The organism is Saccharothrix hoggarensis (genome assembly GCF_052936025.1).
In genome coordinates this window covers 1,741,043-1,762,628 of the sequence record NZ_CP193624.1, presented here as the reverse complement: position 1 = coordinate 1,762,628, position 21,586 = coordinate 1,741,043, and the positions used below count along the sequence as shown (strand labels likewise).

22 protein-coding genes are annotated in these 21,586 nt (G+C 72.2%); 12 read left to right on the top strand and 10 right to left on the bottom strand.

Annotated features, from left to right (window positions below; translation table 11 throughout):
- Positions 1-2 precede the first annotated feature (2 nt).
- Positions 3-470: a dUTP diphosphatase gene (gene dut / locus ACRAKH_RS08660; protein ID WP_380726918.1), complete on the bottom strand. Its 468-nt coding sequence runs from the start codon at positions 468-470 to the stop codon at positions 3-5.
- A gap of 24 nt (positions 471-494) precedes the next feature.
- On the opposite strand from dut, the gene ACRAKH_RS08655 reads away from it, so the two are divergent.
- Positions 495-959: a DUF3093 domain-containing protein gene (locus tag ACRAKH_RS08655; RefSeq protein ID WP_380726920.1), complete on the top strand. Its 465-nt coding sequence runs from the start codon at positions 495-497 to the stop codon at positions 957-959.
- 332 nt (positions 960-1,291) lie between these two features.
- Here ACRAKH_RS08655 and ACRAKH_RS08650 read toward each other — a convergent pair whose 3' ends face one another.
- On the bottom strand, positions 1,292-1,591 hold the full coding sequence (locus ACRAKH_RS08650; RefSeq protein WP_053717171.1) for a DUF4193 domain-containing protein: 300 nt from the start codon (positions 1,589-1,591) through the stop codon (positions 1,292-1,294).
- Between the two features lie 430 nt (positions 1,592-2,021).
- Here ACRAKH_RS08650 and cei point away from each other — a divergent pair, with 430 nt between their 5' ends.
- Entirely contained in the window at positions 2,022-2,735 is a 714-nt protein-coding gene (gene cei / locus ACRAKH_RS08645) for an envelope integrity protein Cei (RefSeq protein WP_380726922.1), read from the top strand.
- Positions 2,736-2,879: 144 nt separating this feature from the next.
- Here the strand turns inward: cei and ACRAKH_RS08640 are convergent, their stop codons facing one another.
- Positions 2,880-3,680 carry an inositol monophosphatase family protein gene (locus tag ACRAKH_RS08640; RefSeq protein WP_447009727.1) on the bottom strand — a complete coding sequence of 267 codons (801 nt, stop codon included), beginning with the start codon at positions 3,678-3,680 and terminating at the stop codon, positions 2,880-2,882.
- A gap of 95 nt (positions 3,681-3,775) precedes the next feature.
- Here ACRAKH_RS08640 and ppgK point away from each other — a divergent pair, with 95 nt between their 5' ends.
- From ppgK to ACRAKH_RS08620, 4 genes are all read left to right on the top strand, one after another.
- Positions 3,776-4,537 (top strand): polyphosphate--glucose phosphotransferase, encoded by a 762-nt coding sequence (gene ppgK, locus ACRAKH_RS08635; RefSeq protein WP_380727034.1) that lies wholly within the window; start codon positions 3,776-3,778, stop codon positions 4,535-4,537.
- Between the two features lie 170 nt (positions 4,538-4,707).
- Positions 4,708-6,036 (top strand): RNA polymerase sigma factor, encoded by a 1,329-nt coding sequence (locus ACRAKH_RS08630; protein ID WP_380727032.1) that lies wholly within the window; start codon positions 4,708-4,710, stop codon positions 6,034-6,036.
- 197 nt (positions 6,037-6,233) lie between these two features.
- The gene (locus ACRAKH_RS08625; RefSeq protein WP_380727030.1) at positions 6,234-6,656 is read left to right on the top strand and encodes a hypothetical protein; all 423 of its coding nucleotides are present in this window, start codon (positions 6,234-6,236) and stop codon (positions 6,654-6,656) included.
- Positions 6,657-7,080: 424 nt separating this feature from the next.
- Positions 7,081-7,260: a DUF7455 domain-containing protein gene (locus ACRAKH_RS08620; protein WP_015800348.1), complete on the top strand. Its 180-nt coding sequence runs from the start codon at positions 7,081-7,083 to the stop codon at positions 7,258-7,260.
- Between the two features lie 79 nt (positions 7,261-7,339).
- Here ACRAKH_RS08620 and ACRAKH_RS08615 read toward each other — a convergent pair whose 3' ends face one another.
- The 5 genes from ACRAKH_RS08615 to ACRAKH_RS08595 form a co-directional block, all read right to left on the bottom strand.
- Positions 7,340-8,512, bottom strand: a complete 1,173-nt coding sequence (locus tag ACRAKH_RS08615; RefSeq protein ID WP_380727028.1) for an ROK family protein — start codon at positions 8,510-8,512, stop codon at positions 7,340-7,342.
- Position 8,513: 1 nt separating this feature from the next.
- A complete protein-coding gene (locus ACRAKH_RS08610) occupies positions 8,514-9,944 on the bottom strand; it encodes a sugar ABC transporter permease (protein WP_380727026.1) in 1,431 nt (476 codons plus the stop codon).
- Positions 9,945-10,000: 56 nt separating this feature from the next.
- Positions 10,001-10,774, bottom strand: a complete 774-nt coding sequence (locus ACRAKH_RS08605) for an ATP-binding cassette domain-containing protein (protein WP_380727024.1) — start codon at positions 10,772-10,774, stop codon at positions 10,001-10,003.
- Positions 10,775-10,867: 93 nt separating this feature from the next.
- Positions 10,868-12,004 (bottom strand): sugar ABC transporter substrate-binding protein, encoded by a 1,137-nt coding sequence (locus ACRAKH_RS08600; RefSeq protein ID WP_380727022.1) that lies wholly within the window; start codon positions 12,002-12,004, stop codon positions 10,868-10,870.
- 167 nt (positions 12,005-12,171) lie between these two features.
- Positions 12,172-13,887, bottom strand: coding sequence for a DEAD/DEAH box helicase (locus tag ACRAKH_RS08595; RefSeq protein WP_380727020.1), 1,716 nt, complete (start codon positions 13,885-13,887; stop codon positions 12,172-12,174).
- A gap of 211 nt (positions 13,888-14,098) precedes the next feature.
- Between ACRAKH_RS08595 and ACRAKH_RS08590 the strand changes: the two genes are divergently transcribed.
- Positions 14,099-15,283 carry a YhjD/YihY/BrkB family envelope integrity protein gene (locus ACRAKH_RS08590; RefSeq protein WP_380727018.1) on the top strand — a complete coding sequence of 395 codons (1,185 nt, stop codon included), beginning with the start codon at positions 14,099-14,101 and terminating at the stop codon, positions 15,281-15,283.
- A 100-nt stretch (positions 15,284-15,383) separates the two neighbouring features.
- Here ACRAKH_RS08590 and ACRAKH_RS08585 read toward each other — a convergent pair whose 3' ends face one another.
- Positions 15,384-15,635: a DUF3039 domain-containing protein gene (locus tag ACRAKH_RS08585; protein ID WP_380727016.1), complete on the bottom strand. Its 252-nt coding sequence runs from the start codon at positions 15,633-15,635 to the stop codon at positions 15,384-15,386.
- A 31-nt stretch (positions 15,636-15,666) separates the two neighbouring features.
- Between ACRAKH_RS08585 and ACRAKH_RS08580 the strand changes: the two genes are divergently transcribed.
- Together ACRAKH_RS08580 and ACRAKH_RS08575 are read left to right on the top strand one after the other, a co-directional pair.
- The gene (locus tag ACRAKH_RS08580) at positions 15,667-16,575 is read left to right on the top strand and encodes a pseudouridine-5'-phosphate glycosidase (protein WP_447009726.1); all 909 of its coding nucleotides are present in this window, start codon (positions 15,667-15,669) and stop codon (positions 16,573-16,575) included.
- On the top strand, positions 16,572-17,462 hold the full coding sequence (locus ACRAKH_RS08575; RefSeq protein ID WP_447009725.1) for a carbohydrate kinase family protein: 891 nt from the start codon (positions 16,572-16,574) through the stop codon (positions 17,460-17,462). Before ACRAKH_RS08580 ends, ACRAKH_RS08575 begins: the two co-directional genes overlap by 4 nt.
- On the opposite strand, the gene ACRAKH_RS08570 is transcribed toward ACRAKH_RS08575, so the two are convergent.
- Positions 17,444-17,758 carry a DUF3099 domain-containing protein gene (locus tag ACRAKH_RS08570; protein WP_380727010.1) on the bottom strand — a complete coding sequence of 105 codons (315 nt, stop codon included), beginning with the start codon at positions 17,756-17,758 and terminating at the stop codon, positions 17,444-17,446. The genes ACRAKH_RS08575 and ACRAKH_RS08570 overlap by 19 nt on opposite strands.
- 354 nt (positions 17,759-18,112) lie before the next feature.
- Between ACRAKH_RS08570 and ACRAKH_RS08565 the strand changes: the two genes are divergently transcribed.
- Genes ACRAKH_RS08565 through dtd form a run of 3 tightly spaced genes read left to right on the top strand, consistent with a single transcriptional unit; the run spans position 18,113 to position 21,573 of the window.
- Complete coding sequence (locus tag ACRAKH_RS08565; protein ID WP_447009724.1) at positions 18,113-19,612, top strand: PucR family transcriptional regulator; 1,500 nt, start codon at positions 18,113-18,115, stop codon at positions 19,610-19,612.
- 51 nt (positions 19,613-19,663) lie between these two features.
- On the top strand, positions 19,664-21,151 hold the full coding sequence (locus ACRAKH_RS08560) for a DUF7782 domain-containing protein (protein ID WP_380719802.1): 1,488 nt from the start codon (positions 19,664-19,666) through the stop codon (positions 21,149-21,151).
- Positions 21,148-21,573 carry a D-aminoacyl-tRNA deacylase gene (dtd, locus tag ACRAKH_RS08555; RefSeq protein WP_380719804.1) on the top strand — a complete coding sequence of 142 codons (426 nt, stop codon included), beginning with the start codon at positions 21,148-21,150 and terminating at the stop codon, positions 21,571-21,573. Before ACRAKH_RS08560 ends, dtd begins: the two co-directional genes overlap by 4 nt.
- The last annotated feature ends 13 nt before the right edge of the window (positions 21,574-21,586 follow it).

Below are 21,586 nucleotides of genomic sequence, written 5' to 3'. Positions count from 1 at the left end.
CTTCACCCCTCCGTCCGGGCGAGCACGTCGTGCCCGCCTGTAGAGCCGTAGCCGCCCGCGCCCCGCGCGGAGTCGGGCAGCTCGTCGACTTCGCGGAACACCGCGTGCTCCACCTTCTGCACCACCAGCTGGGCGATCCGGTCACCTCGGGTCAGCACGACGGCGTCACGCAGGTCGTGGTTCACCAGGCACACCTTGATCTCGCCCCGGTAGCCCGCGTCGATCGTGCCCGGCGTGTTGACCACGCTCAGGCCGACGCGCGCGGCGAGCCCCGACCGCGGGTGCACGAACCCCGCGTAGCCCTCGGGCAGCGCTATCGCGATGCCCGTGCCGACCACGGCGCGCTCACCCGGTTCGATCACCACGTCGGTGGTCGTCACCAGGTCGGCGCCCGCATCACCCGGTCGGGCGTACGTGGGGAGTGGGACTGCGGGATCGAGCCGGGACAACAGGACCTCGACGCTGGGCACGGCGCGCGAGACTACCCTGGTGACGTGAGCGAGAGTGCTGTGACCGCCCCGATCGTGTTCCGCGAGCGGCTGTACGTGCCCTGGTGGGGCTGGCCGTTGCCGCTGGCCGCGGCCGCGCTGCTGGCCGCCGAGATCCACATGGGGTTCCCCGGTGTGCGGTCGTGGCTGCCGTACGTCATCACGGTGCCGCTGGCGCTGCTGCTGATCGTCCGGATGGGTTCGACGAAGGTCGAGGTGTCGGGCGGCGAGCTGCGGGTGGGCGCGGCGCACGTGCCGCTGGACCTGCTCGGCGAGGTCGAGGTGTTCGACGCGAAGGCGAAGCGGAAGGCGATGGGGCCGAACCTGGACCCGCTGGCGTTCGTCACGCACCGCGGGTGGGTCGGGCCGATGGTGCGGGTCGAGCTGAAGGACCCGGCGGACCCGACGCCGTACTGGCTGTTCAGCGTGCGGTCGGCGGAGGAGCTGGCGGCGCTGCTGCGCGATCGGTGAACTCCCTGCCGGGCCCGCGTCGACACGTCAACGGGGACTGGGCGCCACCCCGGCGGTGGGGTGAGCGCCCAGATCTGGTCGTAGGTGCGTGCGGACGTGCGGTAGTGCGGGTCCAGCGGTCGTGCGGGTCGTGCGGGTCGTGCGGTGGTGCGGGTGGTGCGGGGTCTAGCGGACGTGCGGGCCGAGCGGTCGAGCGAGGCAGAGCGGACGTGCGGTTGGAGCGGACGTGCGAGGTCGAGCGGTCGAGCGAGGCGGAGCGGACGTGCGGTTGGAGCGGACGTGCGAGGTCGAGCGGTCGAGCGGGATCGTGCCGGTCGTGCCCGGAGGCGCCCTCAGGCGCAGTCGCGGCAGATGTACTGGCCGTTGACTTCCTCGGCCAGCCTGCTGCGGTGGTGCACCAGGAAGCACTTCGAGCACGTGAACTCGTCCGCCTGCTTCGGCAGGACCTTGAACGTCAGCTCCTCACCGGACAGGTCGGCGCCCGGCAGCTCGAAGTTCTCGGCGGTCGCGTCCTCGTCGATGTCGACGACCCCGGACTGCGTTTCGTTGCGCCGCGCCTTCAGCTCCTCGAGGGAGTCCTCAGCGAGTTCGTCCGCCTCGCTGCGACGCGGTGCGTCGTAGTCGGTCGCCATACTTCTTTCACCCCTGCGGTCAACGGAGACTGTTCGTGTCGCTGGTTAACGCACCAGCACCCTCGTTTGTGCCCTCCGTCCCCAGTGACGGAGGTCTCGCTCGTGCTGCCGGGCGCCAACCCCCTGTTCGTCGACGCTTCCAGGTGTCCGGCGGTGCGCGGAGCGCCGAGAGGGTAGCTCATTGATCGGAGGGCCGTGCAGCGGGTTCCCCCTAATTGAGCAGACGGGTGACAGGCCCTTCGCACGCTGGCCCGATAGGCTTTGGGTGGGCGTCTCCCGCCCGGTGTTCCCGTCCCGAGATGCCCGACGAGGGTGTTGACGTTCCGCCACCGGGTGATTGCGCCCCGCTACGCCGGACCCGAGACGCGGAACAACGGGACGCGGCATAGCCTGATCACTGACAACACTGGCCCAGGGGAGGTCGACGGACGTGGGACCCGGTTCGGGGAACGGCGGGTCGACGCGGTACCGGAAGCGTCGGCCGCTGCCGGCGCTCGTCCTCTTCCTGGTGCTCGCCGTGACCGCGGTGGTGGTGTGGAACCGCGTGCTGTCCGACGCGGGCGACGTGGACGCGGCGATCAAGTGCAACCCGCCCGGCGGGGTGCCCTCGCCCGTGTCCGGCGCGCCGGCACCGGCGGAGCAGCCGCCGGCGCTCGGCACGGTGCTGGAGCACGACGCGCTGGACCGGACCGACCCGGTGCCGGCGGGCGACGTGCAGTTCCGGGTGTTCAACGCGAGCACGCAGCGCAACCAGGCCCGGTTCGTCGCGACGACGTTGGCCGAGCTGGGCATGAAGCAGGCGGCGGAGCCGGGCAACGACCCGGTGTACCCCGCGCAGGACATGGCGTGCCGAGGGCAGATCCGGTTCGGCGCGCCCGGCGCGGGCGCGGCGCGGACGTTGAGCCTGATCGAGCCGTGCCTGGAGCTGGTGCGCGACGAGCGGCAGGACGCGACGGTCGACGTGGCGATCGGGCAGAAGTTCAGCGAGGTGAAGCCGAACAGCGACGCCCGCAAGGTGCTCGACCAGCTGGCGGCGTGGGCGGAGCAGCAGCCCGACCAGCAGGGAGGCCAGGCGGCCGACGGCTCGGTCGCGCCGTCGCTGAACGCGGACCACCTGGTCGGCGCCCGCGACGTCCACTGCTGACCGGCCACACCGCACCCGACCCGGGCGCAGCCGCGCCGGACCCGGTCGCGCGCCGGAACCAGCGACGCCCGGACCTCGCCGCACCCGATCCGGGCGCACCCCCGCGCCCGACCGGCCGCACGCGACCGGCCCGGCGCGACGGCGTCAGACCTTGCCGAAACCGCACTCCACGAGCGCGGTGAACAGGGCGTCGGCGATGCCCGGCGCGGCGGCGAACGTGGCGTCCGCGCCCAGCTCGGGCGCCTCGCCGGGCAGGTGGACGACCGCCCCGGCCTCACGGGCCAGCAACGCGCCCGCGGCCCAGTCCCACCGGCCCAGGGTGTGCTCCGCGTAGGCGTCGAGCCGCCCGGCCGCCACGGCGCACAGGTCCAGCGATGCCGCGCCGGCCCGCCGCATGTCCCGCACCCTGGTCGCGAGGCCCGCCCAGACGTCCGCCTGCCGCTGCCGCCGCTCGGGCCGGTAGGCGAAGCCGTAACCCAAAAGGGACAAGTCCAATCGGGTGGCGTCCGACACGGAGAGCCGCCGGCCGTCCAGCCAGGCCCCGCCGCCCTTCGCCGCCGTCCACACCCGGCCGCCGACGGGCTCGACGACGGCCCCCGCGACGGACTCGCCGTCGACCTGCGCGGCGATGGAGACGGCGTAGTGCGGGATGCCGTAGAGGTAGTTCACGGTGCCGTCGATCGGGTCGACGACCCAGGTCAGGCCCTCGACGGCGGCCGTGCCGCCCTCCTCCTCCCCGATCACCGGCTCACCGGGCCGCAGCTCGGCGAGCCGCCGCCGGACCAGTTGCTCGGACGCGCGGTCACCTGCGGTCACCACGTCGGTGGCGCTGCTTTTGGTGTCGACGTCGGTCACGGCGGCTTCACGCATGGACACGGCCAGCTCGCCCGCCTCACGCGCGACGAGCACGGCGACATCAACCAATGAGCGTGGATCGAAACGCAACTGTTCCTCCTGCGTCACTCTCACGGGACTATCGGAGAACTGCAGGCTAATGTCTGCGGCCACGGTTACTGAATCGAGTAGGAAGGGCCACGGGGATGGGCATGACCCGCGGGTTCGGCGTGGACATCGGCGGTTCCGGCATCAAGGGCGGGCTCGTGGACCTGGAGGCGGGTGCGCTGGACGGCGAGCGGCTGCGCATCACCACGCCCCAGCCGTCGACGCCGGACGCGGTCGCCGACGTGGTCGCCGAGATCGTCGAGAAGTTCAACTGGGACGGTCCCGTGGGCGTCACCCTGCCCTGCGTGGTCAAGCACGGTGTGGCGCACAGCGCCGCGAACGTCGACCAGGCGTGGATCGGCACGGACGCCGCCGAGCTGTTCGCCGAGCGCTTGGGACGGCCGAAGGACCAGGTCGTGGTGCTCAACGACGCCGACGCCGCCGGCATCGCCGAGATGCGGTTCGGCTCGGGCGTCGACCAGGACGGCCTGGTGGTGCTGCTGACGTTCGGCACGGGCATCGGCAGCGCGTTGTTCCTGGACGGCAAGCTCGTCCCCAACACCGAGTTCGGCCACCTGGAGGTGGACGGGCACGACGCGGAGAAGCGCGCGGCGGCCTCGGTGAAGGAGGACAAGGGCCTGACCTGGGCCGAGTGGACGCCGCGGGTGTCGCGGTACATCAACGTGCTGGAGAACCTGATCTGGCCGGACCTGGTCATCGCGGGCGGCGGGGTCAGCAAGAAGGCCGAGAAGTGGCTCCCGCTGCTCGAGGTGCGCACGCCGGTGGTGGCCGCCGCGCTGAAGAACGACGCGGGCATCGTCGGGGCGGCGGTCGCCGCGGCGCAGGGCCTCCGGCACTGATTTCCGCCTCGTTCCACCTGCGAGAACGCGTGCCGGGCCACCTTCGGGGACGCCGGGGCGCAACGGCACGCGATTCTCGTCGTTACAATGGAACAGTGCCCCGCTGACGAACGATCCGGCGGGGGATCCCCCGTACTCAGGCGACCGAGGTTCGCGCCCTTCGGTTTGCCTTGATCGACAGTCGTGAAAGGGCGTACGTGGCAGCCGCGAAGACGACTCAGGCAGCTAAGGCTGACGCCGAGGAGACGCCCAAGGCCACCTCGGCGAGGAAGGCCCCGGCGAAGAAGCCGGCGGCGAAGACCGCCGCGGCGGGGAAGACGGCCACGCGGGCGCCGCGCAAGACGGCCGCCAAGGCCGCCGCTGCCGCGCCTGGCAAGGTGAAGAAGGACGGCGAGGAGCCCGAGGACCTCGAAGGTGCTCCAGATGCCGAAGACCTGGTCGACGACGTCGAGCTGATCGACGAGCCGGTCGAGGAGGAGCCCGCCGAGGAAGAGGCGAAGCCCGGCGAGGGCGACTTCGTCTGGGACGAGGAGGAGTCGGAGGCCCTGCGGCAAGCCCGCAAGGACGCCGAGCTGACCGCCTCGGCCGACTCGGTCCGCGCCTACCTGAAGCAGATCGGCAAGGTCGCGCTCCTCAACGCGGAGGAGGAGGTCGAACTCGCCAAGCGCATCGAGGCCGGCCTCTACGCCGCCGAGCGGGTGCGCCGGGCCGAGGACGAGCAGGAGAAGCTGACCCCGCAGCTGCGCCGCGACCTGCGGTGGATCGTGCGGGACGGCGAGCGGGCGAAGAACCACCTGTTGGAGGCGAACCTCCGCTTGGTGGTGTCGCTGGCCAAGCGGTACACGGGTCGTGGCATGGCGTTCCTGGACCTGATCCAGGAGGGCAACCTCGGTCTGATCCGCGCGGTGGAGAAGTTCGACTACACCAAGGGCTACAAGTTCTCCACGTACGCGACGTGGTGGATTCGTCAGGCCATCACCCGCGCGATGGCCGACCAGGCCCGCACCATCCGCATCCCGGTGCACATGGTCGAGGTCATCAACAAGCTGGGTCGCATCCAGCGCGAACTGCTCCAGGACCTGGGCCGCGAGCCCACCCCGGAGGAGCTCGCGAAGGAAATGGACATCACCCCGGAGAAGGTGCTGGAGATCCAGCAGTACGCCCGGGAGCCCATCTCGCTCGACCAGACGATCGGCGACGAGGGCGACAGCCAGCTCGGTGACTTCATCGAGGACTCCGAGGCCGTGGTGGCCGTGGACGCGGTGTCGTTCACGCTGCTCCAGGACCAGCTGCAGTCCGTGCTGGCGACGTTGTCCGAGCGCGAGGCGGGTGTGGTGCGGCTGCGGTTCGGCCTCACCGACGGCCAGCCGCGCACGCTGGACGAGATCGGCCAGGTCTACGGGGTGACGCGCGAGCGCATCCGGCAGATCGAGTCGAAGACGATGTCGAAGCTGCGCCACCCGTCGCGCTCGCAGGTGCTGCGCGACTACCTGGACTAGTCCGCCGGGCTGCAGATCACTCCGGGCAAGACCCCCTCGGCCGTTCGGTCGAGGGGGTCTTGTTCTTTTCGCACAATCTCACCCGTCCGTGTGATGTCGCGGCCCACTCGGGGTGGTCTGCCGGACGTGGCGCAGCTGCCGGGGGGCGGAGCTGCCGGGGGGCGGCACTGGGGACGCGCCGCCACGGGGGAACCACCATGAGCGAGCGTCGCACTGGAGCCCGCCTGGCCCGACTCGCGTCGGCCGACGCGCTGGACCGGCAGGCGTGGCCGGAGCACGTGAACAACGGCGAGGAGGGCGACTACCCGTACGTCGCCAACTACGGCAAGGGCCTGCCGCACGACGAGGTCGGCGAGGTGCGGCCGGAGGCGTACCGGCGGCCGGGTCCACGCGCACCTGTCGGGTCTGCGGGACTACGACATGATCGACCGCGAGGTGCCGGCCTCGGAGGCGGTCAAGCTCACGCACGAGAAGCACGGGGCGTACCTGCTGCCGCAGGCGTTCCCGGAGGGCTCGGCGAGGCGGTCGGCATCGGCGTGCCGCGGGACCACGTGCGGGTCTGCCACGAGGACGCGTCGTTCGGGCTGACGCGGTTCGACGGCCGGCGCGTCACCATCTGACGGGCCGCGGAACGTGCCGTGAACCGGCGGTTCGTGTCCTGATCGTGTCCGAATCGTGGAATGGACTCGCGTGTTCGCTCTGGGCTGACCAAAGTGTTACCGATCACAGGACAGCACTGCGGGTTCCCACCTTTTGGAGCAGCGGATGTGCGTCCAACGCCGTATTCGCAGGTCCGCAAACCGTTGGGACGACAGCGGACCGTGAGCACGGGCCGATCGATCCGGTGGAACTCGTGGGTTCGGACCACCCGGGCGCCGGGTAAATGACGGGTGACGCGGGTCGCCACGATGTCGGGAACACTGACTTCCGCTCCTGCGTCTGCAAGAGTGGAAGCAGCGAACACGGCGCACCCGCCAGATGCGAAGTGGTCGCAGCTAGGTGTGAGGGCACCGATCCCCGGTGCCGGGACGGAGGGAGATTTCCATGACTACGACGCTCACCCGCCCCGCGTTGACCGCTGCCGACCGCTGCGACCGCTGCGGGGCTGCTGCCCAGGTTCGCGCCGTGCTCCCCTCCGGGGGCGAGTTGCTGTTCTGCGGGCACCACGCCCGCGAGCACAGCACCAAGCTGCGTGAGCTCGCTGCCGAGTTGCAGCAGGGCTGAACATCGCGAGCCCTGACGGGCTCGTAGCACCCTAGCCGTCCGGGGCGGGGATCCGAGAGGATCCCCGCCCCCCTGCATGTCAGACCTCGCCCAGCACGGGCTCGAAGGCCAGTTCGGCGGCGCCCACGAGCTTCGCGTCACGTCCCAGGGGTGACGACACGATGCGCGTGCCGCCGACCGCGCGGGACACCAGGGAACGCCGCTGCACGGTGTGCCGCAGCTGCTCGACCATGCTCTCCGGCAGCGCGGTGAACAGGTCGCCCAGCACGACGAGTTCCGGTCCCAGCATGTTGACCACGGTGACCAGGCCCATCGCCAGCCACTCGGTGAACTCGCCGAGCCGGTGGGCGACGCTGTCCGGCGAACCGGCGAGGGACCGCAGCTCGGCCACGACGGTGCCGCGCGGCGCGTCCTCGGGCAGGGCCAGGGCGCGGCAGAGCGCCGCCTCCCCCACCTCGGTCTCCCAGCAGCCGTGGCAGCCGCAGTAGCACCGCCGGCCGCCCGGCCGGACGACCATGTGGCCCAGTTCGCCGACGTAGCCGCCGGTGCCGCGCAGCGGTTGGCCGTTGGAGATGACGCCGCCGCCGATGCCGACGTCGGCGGAGATGTAGACCACGTCGGACGACCCGCGGGCCGCGCCGCGGACGTGCTCGGCCAGCGCCCCCAGCTCGGCGTCGTTGCCGACCTGGACGGGCACCTTGAGCACCGACGAGAGCCGTTCGCCGAGCGCCACGTCGGTCCAGTGCAGGTTGGGCGCTTCGTGCACGAGACCGTCGGAGCGCCGGACGACGCCGGGCACGGAGACGCCCACGCCGACCGCGCGCACGTCGAGTTCGTCGGCGAGGAGCTTGGCCGAGTCGGCGACGTGCGTGATCACCTCGCCGGGGTCGCGGGACCGGTGGTGCAGGTTCCACGAGTCGCGGCCCAGGATGTCGCCGCCCAGGCCCACCATGGCCATCGCCACCTGCTCGACGCGGATGTCGATGGCCATCACGACGGCCGCGTGCGGCTGCGGCAGGACGAGCAGGGACGGGCGGCCGGCGCCGGACCGCTGCGCCGGCACGCGTTCGGCGACCACGCCGGACTCGGCGAGGCCGTCCACCAGGGCTTTGATCGTGCTGCGGTTGAGTCCCAGCTCAGCCGCCAGCGACGCCCTGGTGGACGGGCCGTCCACGTGCAGCCGGCGCAGCAGCGCCGTTCGGTTGTGCCTGCGGACCTCGTCGGGTCGGGCTCCCGCGGTGGGTGTGCTCACGTCAGCGGGCGGCGGTGGCCGCCCGGCGGCGGGACAGCGCGTCGACGCTCGCGGCGAGCAGCAGGACGAGGCCGGTCACGACGAACACCACGGCGGCGGGCTGGTCGAGCAGGCCCATGCCGTTCTGGATGATCGCGAGGACCGCGCCACCGATGACCGCGTCACGCAGCTTGCCCTTGCCGCCGAACAGCGAGGTGCCGCCGATCACGGCCGCGCCGACCGCCATGAGCAGCGTGTTGCCGCCACCCGCGTTCGGGTCGACGGAGCCGACCTTCGACGAGTAGATGATCGCGCCGATGGCCGCGAGGGTGGACGCGATCACGAACACGCTCATCCGGATCTGCGGCACGTTGATGCCGGCGCGGCGCGCGGCTTCCTTGTTGCCGCCCACGGCGTAGACGTGCCTGCCGTAGCGGGTGCGTTCGAGCACGAACGTGCCGACGACCAGCAGCAAGAGCACGATCGGCACCACGAACGGGACGCCGGTGATCACGACGAGGTTGCTCTGCGAGCGGTTGAGCGTCAACGCGTAGGTGGCGACCGCGGCGAGCACCACGACGGTGCCGACCTTGGCCAGGACCATCGGCGTCGGCGACGCGACGAGGCCGCGGCGCAGCCGGCTGAAGTGGCGGCCGAGCACGACCGCCGCGTAGCCGCCGGCGGCGATGACGAACAGCGCCCACGAGCCCGCGGTGCTCAGGTTCCCGTTGGCGACGTTGAAGAGCACGTCGTCGCGCAGGCCGAGCGTGCCGCCCTGGCCGATGAACTGGAGGATCACGCCGCCCCAGGCCAGGAACAGCGCCAGGGTCACCACGAACGACGGGATGCCGACGCGGGCGACGAGGAAGCCGGTGATGGAGCCGATGGCCGCGCCGACGCAGACCGCCAGCAGCATCTCGACCCACGGGTTGGCCGGCACGCCGATCAGCGCGATGGCCAGCGCCACCAGCGACATCGCGGTGCCGGCCCAGATCCGCATCAGGCCGGCGAGCACGGCGGCCAGCGCGAGGACGCCGCAGAACAGGTAGAAGACGGTGTCGCCCATGCCGCCGAGCAGGTTGCCGCCCTGGACGAGGTGCAGCGCCATGACCGAGGCGCACACACCGGACGCGGTGCCGGCGGACAGGTCGATCTCGCCCAGCAGCAGCACGAACACCAGGCCCATGGCGATGGTGACGACGCTGGCGCCCTGGGCGAGGAGGTTGGCGATGTTGCCGAGGGTCAGGAAGGTGTCGGCCAGCGAGCTGAACACGATGAGCAGCACGACGACGCCGAGCAGCGCGGGCAGGGAGCCCAGTTCGCCGCCGCGGAGCCGGGCCACGTAGTCGCGGACCGCCTCGCCGGTGGACTGGGAGGTGGTGTCGATGCCGAAATCGGAGATGGCGCCCTGCGGAGTGTCCTGCGGGGACATCTCGCTGGTGGTCTTGGACATGCTGCGTTCCTCGTCGTGGGGAGCTTGGCTGTGCCGGGGTCGATCCGGGGCAGACATCAGATGGTCGCGGTCTCGGGACGGGCGATGCCCAGGTCCCCGGACCGCCCGGCGGTGATCAGCTCGACCACCTGGCCGTGGGTGACGTCCTTGGTGTTCACCTCGGCGGCCATCCGGCCCAGGTAGAGGCACGCGATGCGGTCCGCGACCTCGAACACGTCGTTCATGTTGTGGCTGATCAGCACCACGCCCAGCCCTTGCTCGGCCAGCCGGCGCACGAGGTCGAGCACCTGGCGGGTCTGCGCCACGCCCAGCGCCGCGGTCGGCTCGTCCAGCAGCACGACCTGGCTGTTCCACAGCACGGCCTTGGCGATCGCCACGGTCTGCCGCTGCCCGCCGGACAGGGACGCGACCTGCGTGCGCACCGACTTGACGGTGCGGACGGACAGCGAGGTCAGGGTCGTGCGGGCGGCCTGCTCCATCTCCGCCTCGTCGAGCATGCCCAGCTTGCCGCGTTCCCGGCCGAGGAACATGTTCTGGACGATGTCGAGGTTGTCGCACAGCGCGAGGTCCTGGTAGACGACCTCGATGCCCAGGTTCGCGGCGTCGCGCGGCCCGTGGATGTGGACTTCCTGGCCGTTGAAGAGGACCTGGCCCGAGTCGGTCGGGTGGATGCCCGCGATGCACTTGACCAACGTCGACTTGCCCGCGCCGTTGTCGCCGACGAGGGCGGTGACCTGGCCGGGGTGCACGTCGAAGTCGATGTCGTGCAGGACGTGCACGGGACCGAAACTCTTGTTGATGCGGCGAAGTTCGAGGATCGGCTCGCTCACTGGATTTCCTCCGTCTAACCCTTTTTCCCCACACGCGGGTGGGCGCGCCGGGGCGGGGTGCGTCTCCCACACCCCGCCCCGGCGCGAGCTGGACTACTTGATGCCGAGCTCGGTGCAGACGGCGGCCAGGTCGGCGGCGCAGATCTCCGTCGCCTTGACGAAGCCCGCGTCCACGACCGTCTTGACCTTGTCCTTGGTGATCAGCTGCGCGGGCAGCAGGACCGACTTGACGTCGCGGTTGCCCTTGGTGTCCTTGGTGACGCCGGTGGCCTGCGCGTCGGCCGCCGCCGTGTCGCCCTTGGCCAGCGCCGCGGCCAGCTTGGCGGTCGCCTCGGCCTGGTCGTTGATCGGCTTGAACACGGTCATGAACTGGTCGCCGCGCAGGATGGCCTGGAGGCCCTCCGGGGTGGCGTCCTGGCCGGTGACCGGGACCTTGCCGTTCAGGCCGTACTTCTTCAGCACGGTGATGACCGCACCCGCGAGGCCGTCGTTGGCGGCGACGACGCCGTCCACCTTCTGGCCGTTGCCGGTGAGGATCTGCTCGAAGGTGGTGCCGCCCTTCTGGTTGTCCCAGTTGTCGATCGGCTGGGACTGGACCAGCTTCAGGTCGCCCGACTCGTACTTGGGCTTCAGAACCTTCTGCTGGCCGTTGTAGAAGAGGGTGGCGTTGTTGTCGGTCGGGGCGCCCTCGATCTCGATGATCTCGGCCGGCTTCTTGCCCGCCGCGAGCGCGGCGACGCCCTGGAGCAGGCCCTCGCCCTGCAGCTCGCCGACCTTCTCGTTGTCGAACGAGACGTAGTACTTCGAGCTGCCGCCCAGGTTCAGCCGGTCGTAGTCGATGACCGGGATGCCCTGCGCCTCGGCCTTCTTCGCGACCGTCGCGCCGATCTCGCTGTTCGGCGTGGCGATGATCAGGACCTTGACGCCGGCGTTGATCATGCCGTCGGCGAGCGTCGAGAACTTCTGGACGTCACCCTGGGCGTTCTGGATGTCGGCCTGGAGGCCCTCGGCCTCGAGCGCCTTCTTCAGGAGCGGCTTGTCGAAGCCCTCCCAGCGGGCGGAGCTGGCGGTCTCGGGGAGGATGACGCCGACCTTCGCGCCGCCCGAGCCGCTGTTCGTGTTGGTGTCCGAGGTGGTGCCGCCACCAGTGGACGTGTTGGCGCCACATGCCGTCATGGCAACGGCGAGGCCGGTGCTCACGGCGATGAGAGCGAGGCTCTTGCTGCGCATTCGCCATCCCTTTCACGCAGGTGCGTAAATGTTGTGGCGCACAACGTATGCCGGGACAGGCGGTGACCGGAAGCACACTTGACCGGTCAAGTGGGCACAATGAGCTAACGACGAGGTAACCGGACGGTCATCTGACTACGCCGAATGCCGCACTTCGTCACAGGAAGTCACCACGAGCGCAACGTGGCGATCCGCTCCTCGAGCTGCTCGATGCTGGCCATCGCGGTCGGCGGGCCGCCGCAGTACTCGCGCAACTGGTTGTGGATCTTGCCGTGCGGCTTCTTCGTGCGGTGGTGGTGCATCGCCACGAGCGTGTTCAGCTCCTTGCGCAGCTGAGCCAGCCGTTCCTGCACGTTCGCCGGGCGCGCGGGCGCGGGCGGCGGGGCCGGCGCGGCGACCTGCCGCTTGCTCGCCTCGACCAGCTGCTTCTCCTGCCGCTGCCGCAGCAGCGCGCGCACCTGGTCCGGCTCCAGCAGGCCCGGCAACCCCAGGTACTCCTGCTCCTCGTCGCTGCCCGCGAACGCGGACGTGCCGAACGACGAGCCGTCGTAGATCACCTGGTCGAGCTCGGCGGACGCGCCGAGCGCGGTGAACGCCCGCTCCTCCTCGCCCGGCTCGTCCTTGACCTGGTTGGCCTGCGCCAGCAGCTCGTCGTCCCAGCCGTCCTTCTCCCGGTGCGGCTTGCCCAGCACGTGGTCGCGCTGCTGCTCCAGCTCGCTGGCCAGGCCGAGCAGCACGGGCACGCTGGGCAGGAACACGCTGGCCGTCTCACCCTTGGCGCGCTGCCGCACGAACCGGCCGACGGCCTGGGCGAAGAACAGGGGCGTCGACGCGCTGGTCGCGTAGACGCCGACGGCGAGCCGCGGCACGTCCACGCCCTCGGACACCATCCGGACGGCGATCATCCAGCGTTCCCGGGAGGCGGCGAACTCGGCGATGCGGCCGGAGGCCTTCGGGTCGTCGGACAGCACCAGGGTCGCGTCGTGGCCCGTGGTGCGCTTCAGGATCTCGGCGTAGGCCTTGGCCACGGTCTGGTCGGTGGCGATCACCAGGCCGCCCGCGTCCGGCATGCCGCCCTCGCGCAGCTGCGTCAGGCGCATGTCGGCGGCCTTCAGCACCGACGGGATCCACTCCCCCGTCGGGTCCAGCGCCACCCGCCACGCCCGCGCCGTCTGCTCCTGCGTCAGCGGCTCGCCGAGCCGGGCGGAGAACTCCTCGCCCGCGCTGGTGCGCCAGCTCGCCTCGCCCGAGTAGGCCAGGAAGATCACCGGCCGGACGACGCCGTCGCGCAACGCGTCCGAGTAGCCGTAGGCGTGGTCCGCGCGGCTGCGCTGCACGCCGTCCGGGCCGGGCTCGTAGCTGACGAACGGGATCGGCGAGTCGTCCGAGCGGAACGGGGTTCCGGTCAGGCACAGGCGGCGCACGGCGGGCGTGAACGCCTCGCGGATCGCGTCGCCCCACGACTTCGCGTCGCCGCCGTGGTGGATCTCGTCCAGCAGGACCAGCGTCTTGCGGTTCTCCGTGCGGACGCGGTGCAGCATCGGGTGCGCCGCGACCTGCGCGTACGTCAGCGCCACGCCGTGGTAGTCACGGGACGTCACGGCGTTGGTGTTGCGGAAGTTCGAGTCGATCGCGATGCCCGCGTCGGCCGCCGCCTGCGCCCACTGGTGCTTCAGGTGCTCGGTCGGCGTGACGACGGTGACCGCCTCGACCGTGCGGTCGGCGAGCAGTTCGGCCGCGACGCGCAGGCCGAACGTCGTCTTGCCCGCGCCGGGCGTCGCGACGGCCAGGAAGTCCTTGGGCTTCGCCGCCAGGTACTTGGTCAGCGCGCGGCGCTGCCAGGCGCGGAGGGGACGGGTCGTGGCGACTTGCGGTTGCGACAACCTCGAAACCCCTTCTGCGCTGATCAGCGGCGGTGCCGCGGTGGCCGTGCCGGGTGGTGCGCCGACGGCGCGCCCGCGTTGCGGTGGTGGACACGCAAATGCCCTCGCCGCGGGTGACCGTCGAGGGCAGGGACAGCCTACCCGCTGACCCGACGGCGCACGGGCTCCGATGCCGCGAAATCACCCGCCATGCACCATGCTTGATGTTGCGATGGGTTCGCCGAGGGACGAGACAGCACGCAGCGCGGGTCGCAAGGGGCCCCTGCGGTTGTTGGCGCGCACGCTGTCCAAGGCCTGGGAGGGCAGCATCTTCTCCGAGGCCGCCGAGGCGGCCTTCTGGCAGGTCCTGTCGTTCCCCCCGCTGCTGCTGGGACTGCTGGGCAGCCTCGGCTACCTGGGCGACTGGTTCGGGCCGGAGGTCGTCAGCGCGGTCAAGGACCGGATCATCTCGACCTGCCGCACGATCTTCAGCCAGGACGTCGTCAACGACGTGATCGTGCCCACCGTCGACCAGATCCTGACCACCGGCAAGGGCGAGATCGTCTCGGTGGGCTTCCTGATCTCGCTGTGGGCCGGGTCGTCCGCGATGTCGTCGTTCGTGGACGCGATCACCGCGGCGCACGACCAGTACGGCGTGCGCAACGAGGTGTGGCAGCGGATCTTCTCGCTGCTGCTGTACATGGCGAGCCTGGTGCTGCTGATCATCGGCCTGCCGGTGCTGGCGCTGGGCCCCGACCTGCTGCCGCGGGTGTTCCCGGACTCGTGGGAGCCGACGATCGAGTCGTGGCTCAGCGCGTTCTACTACCCGGGCATCGCGGTGCTGCTGGTCGTCGCGCTGGCGACGCTGTACAAGGTGTCGCTGCCGAACAAGCTGCCGTGGCACCGGCTCATGCCGGGCGCCGTGCTGGCGATGGCGGTGTTCCTGCTGTCGTCCATCGGGCTGCGGTTGTACATCCAGTGGATCACGACGACCGGGTACACGTACGGGGCGCTGGCGACGCCGATCGCGTTCCTGCTGTTCGCCTACCTGATCGGGCTGGCGATCACGCTGGGCGCCTACTTCAACAGCGCGTTGCAGGAGATGTGGCCGGCGCGGATGACCCGGCGGCAGCGGCGGCGGTGGCAGCGGTTGGAGATCGAGCGGGCCGCCGAGCGGCGGCGGTCGGACGAGGACCAGCGGGCCCGCGAAGCGCCGCCCGGCGCCGCCCCATCGTCCGGTGCTGCTCAGACGTCGGGTGCCGCCCAGTCGCCCGATGCCACCCAATCGTCGGGGACCGCTCAGACGTCTGGTGCCGAGCCCGGCACGGCGCCGTCGCCGGCGGACACCAACCACACCGTGCCGTTGCCGGTGGAACGGCGGTCCGGGCAGCCGAAGCGGGAGTCACGCGGGGTCTGACCCGGCGCACCGGCGGGTCGACGCGTGGTGGGACCGGTCACCGGGAGGTCCGGGCATGCGAGAGCACCCCGGCGCACCGGGGTGCCGTCGACTCGGAGTTCTACTCCCCGCCGCCGCCCTTGGGCAGGCCGTCGTAGATCTTCTTGCAGTCGGGGCAGACGGGGGAGCCCGGCTTGGGGGACTTCGTCACCGGGAACACCTCGCCGCACAGCGCCACCACGTGCGTGCCCATGACCGCGCTCTCCGCGATCTTGGCCTTGCGCACGTAGTGGAACATCTTCGGGGTGTCGTCCCCGGTGTGGTCCGTGCCTTCCGGCCGGGTCTCAACGTCGGGCAGAGTCTGCGTGCTCACGCGCCCAGCTTACCTGGGATGATGGCCCCTCGTGAGTACGCCGAGCTTCACCGAAGAGGTCCGAACCGCCCTGGCCGAGAACCGGCCGGTGGTCGCGTTGGAGAGCACGATCCTGTCCCACGGGCTACCGCCCGGCCGCAACCGCGAGGTCGCCGCACGGCTCGAGGACGTGGTGCGCGCCGCGGGCGCCGTGCCGGCCACGATCGCCGTGCTCGGCGGCGTGCCGAAGGTCGGGTTGACCCCCGCCGAGCTCGACTACGTCTGCGACCCGGCCAACGACCTGGTCAAGCTGTCGCGGCGGGACCTGGGCGCGGCGTACGGGTTGCGGCGGGACGGCGCGACGACGGTCGCGGGCACGGCCGCGCTGGCGCACGCCGCCGGCATCGGCGTGTTCGCCACCGGGGGCATGGGCGGCGTGCACCGGGGCGCGCGGGAGACGTGGGACGTCTCCGCCGACCTCGACGTGCTGGCCGCCACGCCGGTGCTGGTGGTGTGCTCGGGCGTGAAGTCGATCCTCGACATGGGCGCGACGCTGGAGCTGCTGGAGACCCGGTCGGTGCCGGTGCTCGGCTTCGGCACGGACCGGTTCCCCGCGTTCTACCGGCGGGAGTCGGAGTTCGACGTGCCGTGGCGGGTCGACTCGGTCGCGGAGGCGGCGGCCGTGGTGGCGGCGCACCGCGGGGTGCCGGGGTCGGCGGGCGTGCTGCTGGCCAACCCGATCCCGGTCGAGTTCGAGATGGACGCCGACCTGCACGACCGGCTGCTGCGCGAGGGCCTCGACCTGTTGCGCGAGCGCGACGTGCACGGCAAGGACGTCACGCCGGCGCTGCTGGAGCACTTCCACACCGCGAGCGGCGGGGTGAGCCTGGACGCGAACGAGGCGCTGGTCGTGTCGAACGCCGCGCTGGCGGCGGCGGTGGCCGTCGAGCTCGCGTCGTGACCGGGATCGTGGTCGTCGGCGACGCCGGGCTGGACGTCGTGGCCCGGCACGCGGGGCCGATCGTGCACGGCGGCGACTCGCGCGCGTCGGTGACCATCGAGCCCGGTGGCGCGGGCGCGAACACGGCGGTGTGGCTGGCCGCGTGCGGGGCGTCGCCGGTGCTGGTGGCACGGGTGGGCGCGGACTCGGCGGGACGGCAGGTGCACGCCGAGCTGACGTCGGCGGGCGTGCGGTGCGCGTTCGCCGTGGACCCGGAGGCGGCGACGTGCTGCGTGGTGGTCCTGGTGGACGACACCGGCCAGCGCAGCATGCTGCCCGACCGGGGCGCCAACGCCCGCTTCTCCCCCGCCGACCTCGACCCCGGGTTGCTGCGGGACGCGTCGCACCTGCACCTCTCCGGGTACGTGCTGCTGGACGCGTCGTCGCGGGCGGCCGGGGTGGCGGCGCTGCGGGCGGCACGGGAGGCGGGGCTGACCACGTCGGTCGACCCGCAGTCGGCGGCGTTGATCTACGACGGGTTCCTGGACGACGTGCGCGGCGTGGACCTGCTGCTGCCGAACACCGAGGAGCTGGTGGCGCTGACCGGCTCGGCGGCCCCCGGGTCGGCGGCGGCGCTGCTGGACGTGGCGGGCGCGGTGGCGCTGACGTCCGGCGCGGACGGCGCGAGCTGGGTCGACCGGGACGGCCTCCTGTCCGTGCCGGCCGAGGACGTCGAGTGCGTCGACTCGACCGGGGCCGGTGACGCGTTCGACGCCGGGCTGCTGGCGGCGTGGCTGGCCGGCGCGTCCCGGCACGAGGCGCTGCTGGGCGGGGTGCGCGCGGCGGCGCGGGCGGTGTCCGCGGTCGGGGCGCAGCCGCCCGTCAGGACTCAGCCTTCGATGATGTGATGGGGCTTCGCCTCGATGGCGCGGTGCTCCTTGACGAACCGGCTGGTCTTCTCCGCCTTGCGGGGAGGCCGGTCGTTCGCGATGAGCACGGCCATCCACGGCAGCGGGACGGACAGCACGATCAACGCCAGGGCCAGCCACCAGGTCTGGTAGAAGACCATCGCCAGGATGAGGCACGGGATGCGCGCGCCCATCATGATCGCGTACTTGCGCTTGCGCGCGGCGTGCTGCTCGTCGTAGGAGGGCGCCGCCTCCGTGATGAGCACTGGCATGCCGTCGCGCTCGGGACTGGCCATACCTCCATCGTCCCATTGAGTGAGCCGGACGGATACCGGTGCGGTGTGTTTTTGACCGCTGCTCCGCCACCGGCCCCGTCGCCCTCACCTCACCTCACCCCCGCCTCACCCACCCCGCCTCACCCCACCCCAGCCTCACCCCACCCCATCCCCCTCCCGCCCCCGCCTCACCCCACCCCCGCCCTCTCCGCCCCAGCCCCCTCCGCCCCGCGAGGTCGCGTCGGTCGTTCGCGCCTGATTTCCGACGATCATGCTTTTCGATCGTCGGAAATCAGGCGCGAACGACCGACTTCCAGGCGACCGAGCCCGCGACGCCGGAGGCGGCGCCATAAAACACTGCCTTACGATCCCGCTGTGGTCGCCCTTGATCGGCTCGTGGACGTGCTGGGGAGCCTCGGCACGCACCTGAGCTGCGCGCCGCGGGGGCGGGACGTGGAGCTTCGCGGGGTGGCGCTGCACGACCCCGCCGAGCACACGGCGGCCGCGCCGGACGACGTGCTGCTCGGGTTGGGCGTGCCCACGCCCGCGGCGGCGGCGCGGCTGGTCGCCGGGACCGCGGCGGCGGCGGTCGTGCTGCACGGCTCGCCGCCCCTGGACGAACGGGTGGCAGCGGCGGCCAGGCGGTCGGGCGCGGCGGTGCTGCTGGTGGACCCGTCGGTGCCGTGGGGGCAGCTGGCGAACGTCGCCCAGACGTTGGTGCTCGGCGGGCAGGGGTCGGGCGACCTGTTCGCGGTGGCGGACGCGATCGCCGCGGTGGTCGGCGGGCCGGTGACGATCGAGGACCAGCAGTCGCGCGTGCTGGCGTACTCGTACCGGCAGCAGGACGTGGACCCGGTCCGGGTGCAGACGATCCTGGGGCGGCGGGTGCCGGAGGAGGCGTGGCAGGCGCTGGACGCGTACGGCGTGTTCACGCACCTGGCGCGCTCCGACGAGCCGCTGTTCGTGCCGAAGCTGACCGACCGGCTGGGCGGGCGCCTGGTGGCGGCGGTGCGGGCCGGGCGCGAGCTGCTGGGGTCGGTGTGGGTCGAGGTGGACGACCCGGTGGACGCGGTGCGGGCGGCGGCCCTGGTGGACGGCGCGCGGACGGCGGCGCTGCACCTGCTGCGGGCGCGGGCGTCGGCGGACCTGGAGCGGCAGGCCGAGGCGGACCTGGTGATCGAGGCGCTGGAGTCGGGCGTGCCCGCGAACCTGGCCCGGCTGGGGTTGCCGTCGGCGGACCTGCGGGTCATCGCGGTGCAGGCGCACGCCGGGGAGGGCGAGCACGGGGCGGCGCTGCTGGCGTTCTCCCGGGCGACGGCGGGTTTCGGCTGGTCACGGCCGGGGCGGTCGGCGTTGTTCGGCAACGTCCTGTACACCGTGCTGCCGTGCGCGGACGACCCGGCGGCGGCGCTGGACTGGGTGCGGGCGCTGGCCCGTGAGCTGCCGGCGGAGGCGGTCGTGCTGGCCGGGGTCGGTGGTCGGGCGGACGCGTCGTCGCTGCCCGCGTCCCGGAGCGAGGCGGACGAGTGCCTGGCGCTGTCCGGCGGGGAGCCCGTCGTCTACGACCACGCGTGGGCGCGCGTGCTGCTGCGGCGGCTGGCGAGTGTGGCGGAGGCGGGCCGGTTGCCGTTGCGGGGGCCGGTGGCGGACCTGGTGCGGCACGACGCCGAGCACGGCACCCAGTACGCGGTGACGCTGCGGGCGTGGCTGGCGGCCCAGGGCGACGCGCGGGAGGCGGCGCGGGCGCTGTCCGTGCACCCGAACACCCTGCGGTACCGGATGCAGCGGATGGGCGAGGTGACGGCGTTGCCGCTGGACGACCCGGAGCAGCGGCTGGCGATGGCGATCGCGCTGGCCATCACGACGACGTCCTGAGTCACCGGGGCTGCCCGGGCGGCGCCGGGCGGGGCGCGGGACGATGACGCGGTGCTCCCTGATCTTTCTGCCGACCTCACCGCCCGGTTGCGTGAGGCGTTCCGGACCGCCGGCTACGACGCGGACGGTGTTGTCGACGTGCTCGGGCCGCAGGCCCACGCCGCGCTGGGCCGGGGTGAGCCCGAGGCCGCGCGGCGGGCCACCCGCGACGCCGGCGCCGTCGGCTCCCTGATCCGCCTGTTCCTGCTGGGCGACACCGAGCCCGAGTCGGCGGTGCGGGCGGCCCTGCCCGACGTCGACCTCGACACCGCCGTGAAGGCCGAGGTGCTGCGCGGCTCCGGCGACGGGCTGCGGGCCGGCCTCGACATCCGCCCCTACGGCGACGACGAGGGCTCGTGGTGGGTGATCGCCGACCAGGACTCCGAGCAGCGCGGCGGCCCCGTGCCGACCGACCACGTGCTGGGCGTCGGCCACGCGTCCATCAGCCTCGCGCGCGCCACGTCGCGCCGCCCGGTCGGCACGCTGCTCGACCTGGGCACGGGGTGCGGCGTCCAAGCGCTGCACGCGAGCCGGCACGCGGGGAGGATCACCGCCACGGACCTGTCGGAGCGCGCGCTGGCGCTGGCCGCGGGGACGTTCCGGATCAACGAGGTGGACGTCGAGCTCCGCCAGGGCGAGTGGTTCGGACCGCTGCGCGGTCGGCGGTTCGACCAGGTCGTCTGCAACCCGCCGTTCGTGGTGGGCCCGCCGCGCGTCGACTACGTCTACCGGGACTCCGGCCTGGCCGGGGACGACGCGAGCGCGCTGGTCGTGCGCCAGATGCCGTCCTTCCTGAACGAGGGCGGCGTGGGCCAGCTGCTGGCGTCGTGGCTGCACCGGAAGGGCGAGGACTGGGCCGAGCGGGTCTCCGGCTGGCTGCCGCGCGGCGGGGTGGACGCCTGGTTCGTCCAGCGCGACGTCGCCGACCCGGCCCTGTACGTCGGCACGTGGCTGCGCGACGCGGGCGTGGACCCCCGAAGCGAGGAGGGCCGGGCGAAGGCGTCGGCGTGGCTGGACTGGTTCGAGGAGAACGACGTCGAGGGCGTCGGGTTCGGCTTCGTCACGCTCCGCCGCACGGACGCCGCGCACGCCGAGGTGGTGTGCGAAGACCTCCGCCACGCCTTCGACGACCCGCTGGGCCCCGAGTCGGCCGCCTGGCTGGACCGGGTCGCCTGGCTGCGCGCCACCGACAACGCCCAGCTCCTGGCCACCCGCTTCACCGTGCCGGAGACCGTGCTGCTGGAGGAGGTCTCCTCCCCCACCGACGAGGGCTGGGAGGCGGTCGTGCGCCGCCTGCACCGCGTGGACGGCCCCGGCTGGCAGCAGGAGCTGGACGAGACCGCGGCGAAGCTGCTGGCGGGCTTCCGGGGCGCGCTGCCGCTGGAAGACCTGATCACGCTGCTGGCCTACGCCCACGACCTGGACGCCGACGCGCTCGCCCGGGCCGCGCTCCCGATCGTCCGCGACCTCGTCCGGCACGGCATGGTGGTGCCCGCGTGAGAGCGGTCGTGGCACGCGTCACAGAGGCTTCGGTCACCGTGGAGGACGAGGTGGTGGGCGCGATCGCCGAGCCGGGCCTGTTGGTGCTGCTGGGCGTGCACGTGGACGACGACGTCGACAAGGCGCGCGCGATGGCCCGGAAGCTGCACGAGCTGCGGATCCTCAGGGACGAGGAGTCGTGCGCCACGACCGGCGCACCCCTGCTCGTTGTGAGCCAGTTCACACTCTACGGCGAGACGCGGAAGGGGCGGCGGCCGTCGTGGACCGCCGCCGCCCGGCCCGGGCACGCCGAGCCGTTGGTCGAAGAGGTGGTCGCGGAACTGCGCCGGAAGGGCGCGCGAGTACAAACGGGACGGTTCGGCGCGATGATGTCCGTGCGGAGTGTGAACGACGGTCCGTTCACCGTGTTGGTGGAACTCTAGATCCTTCTCAGGG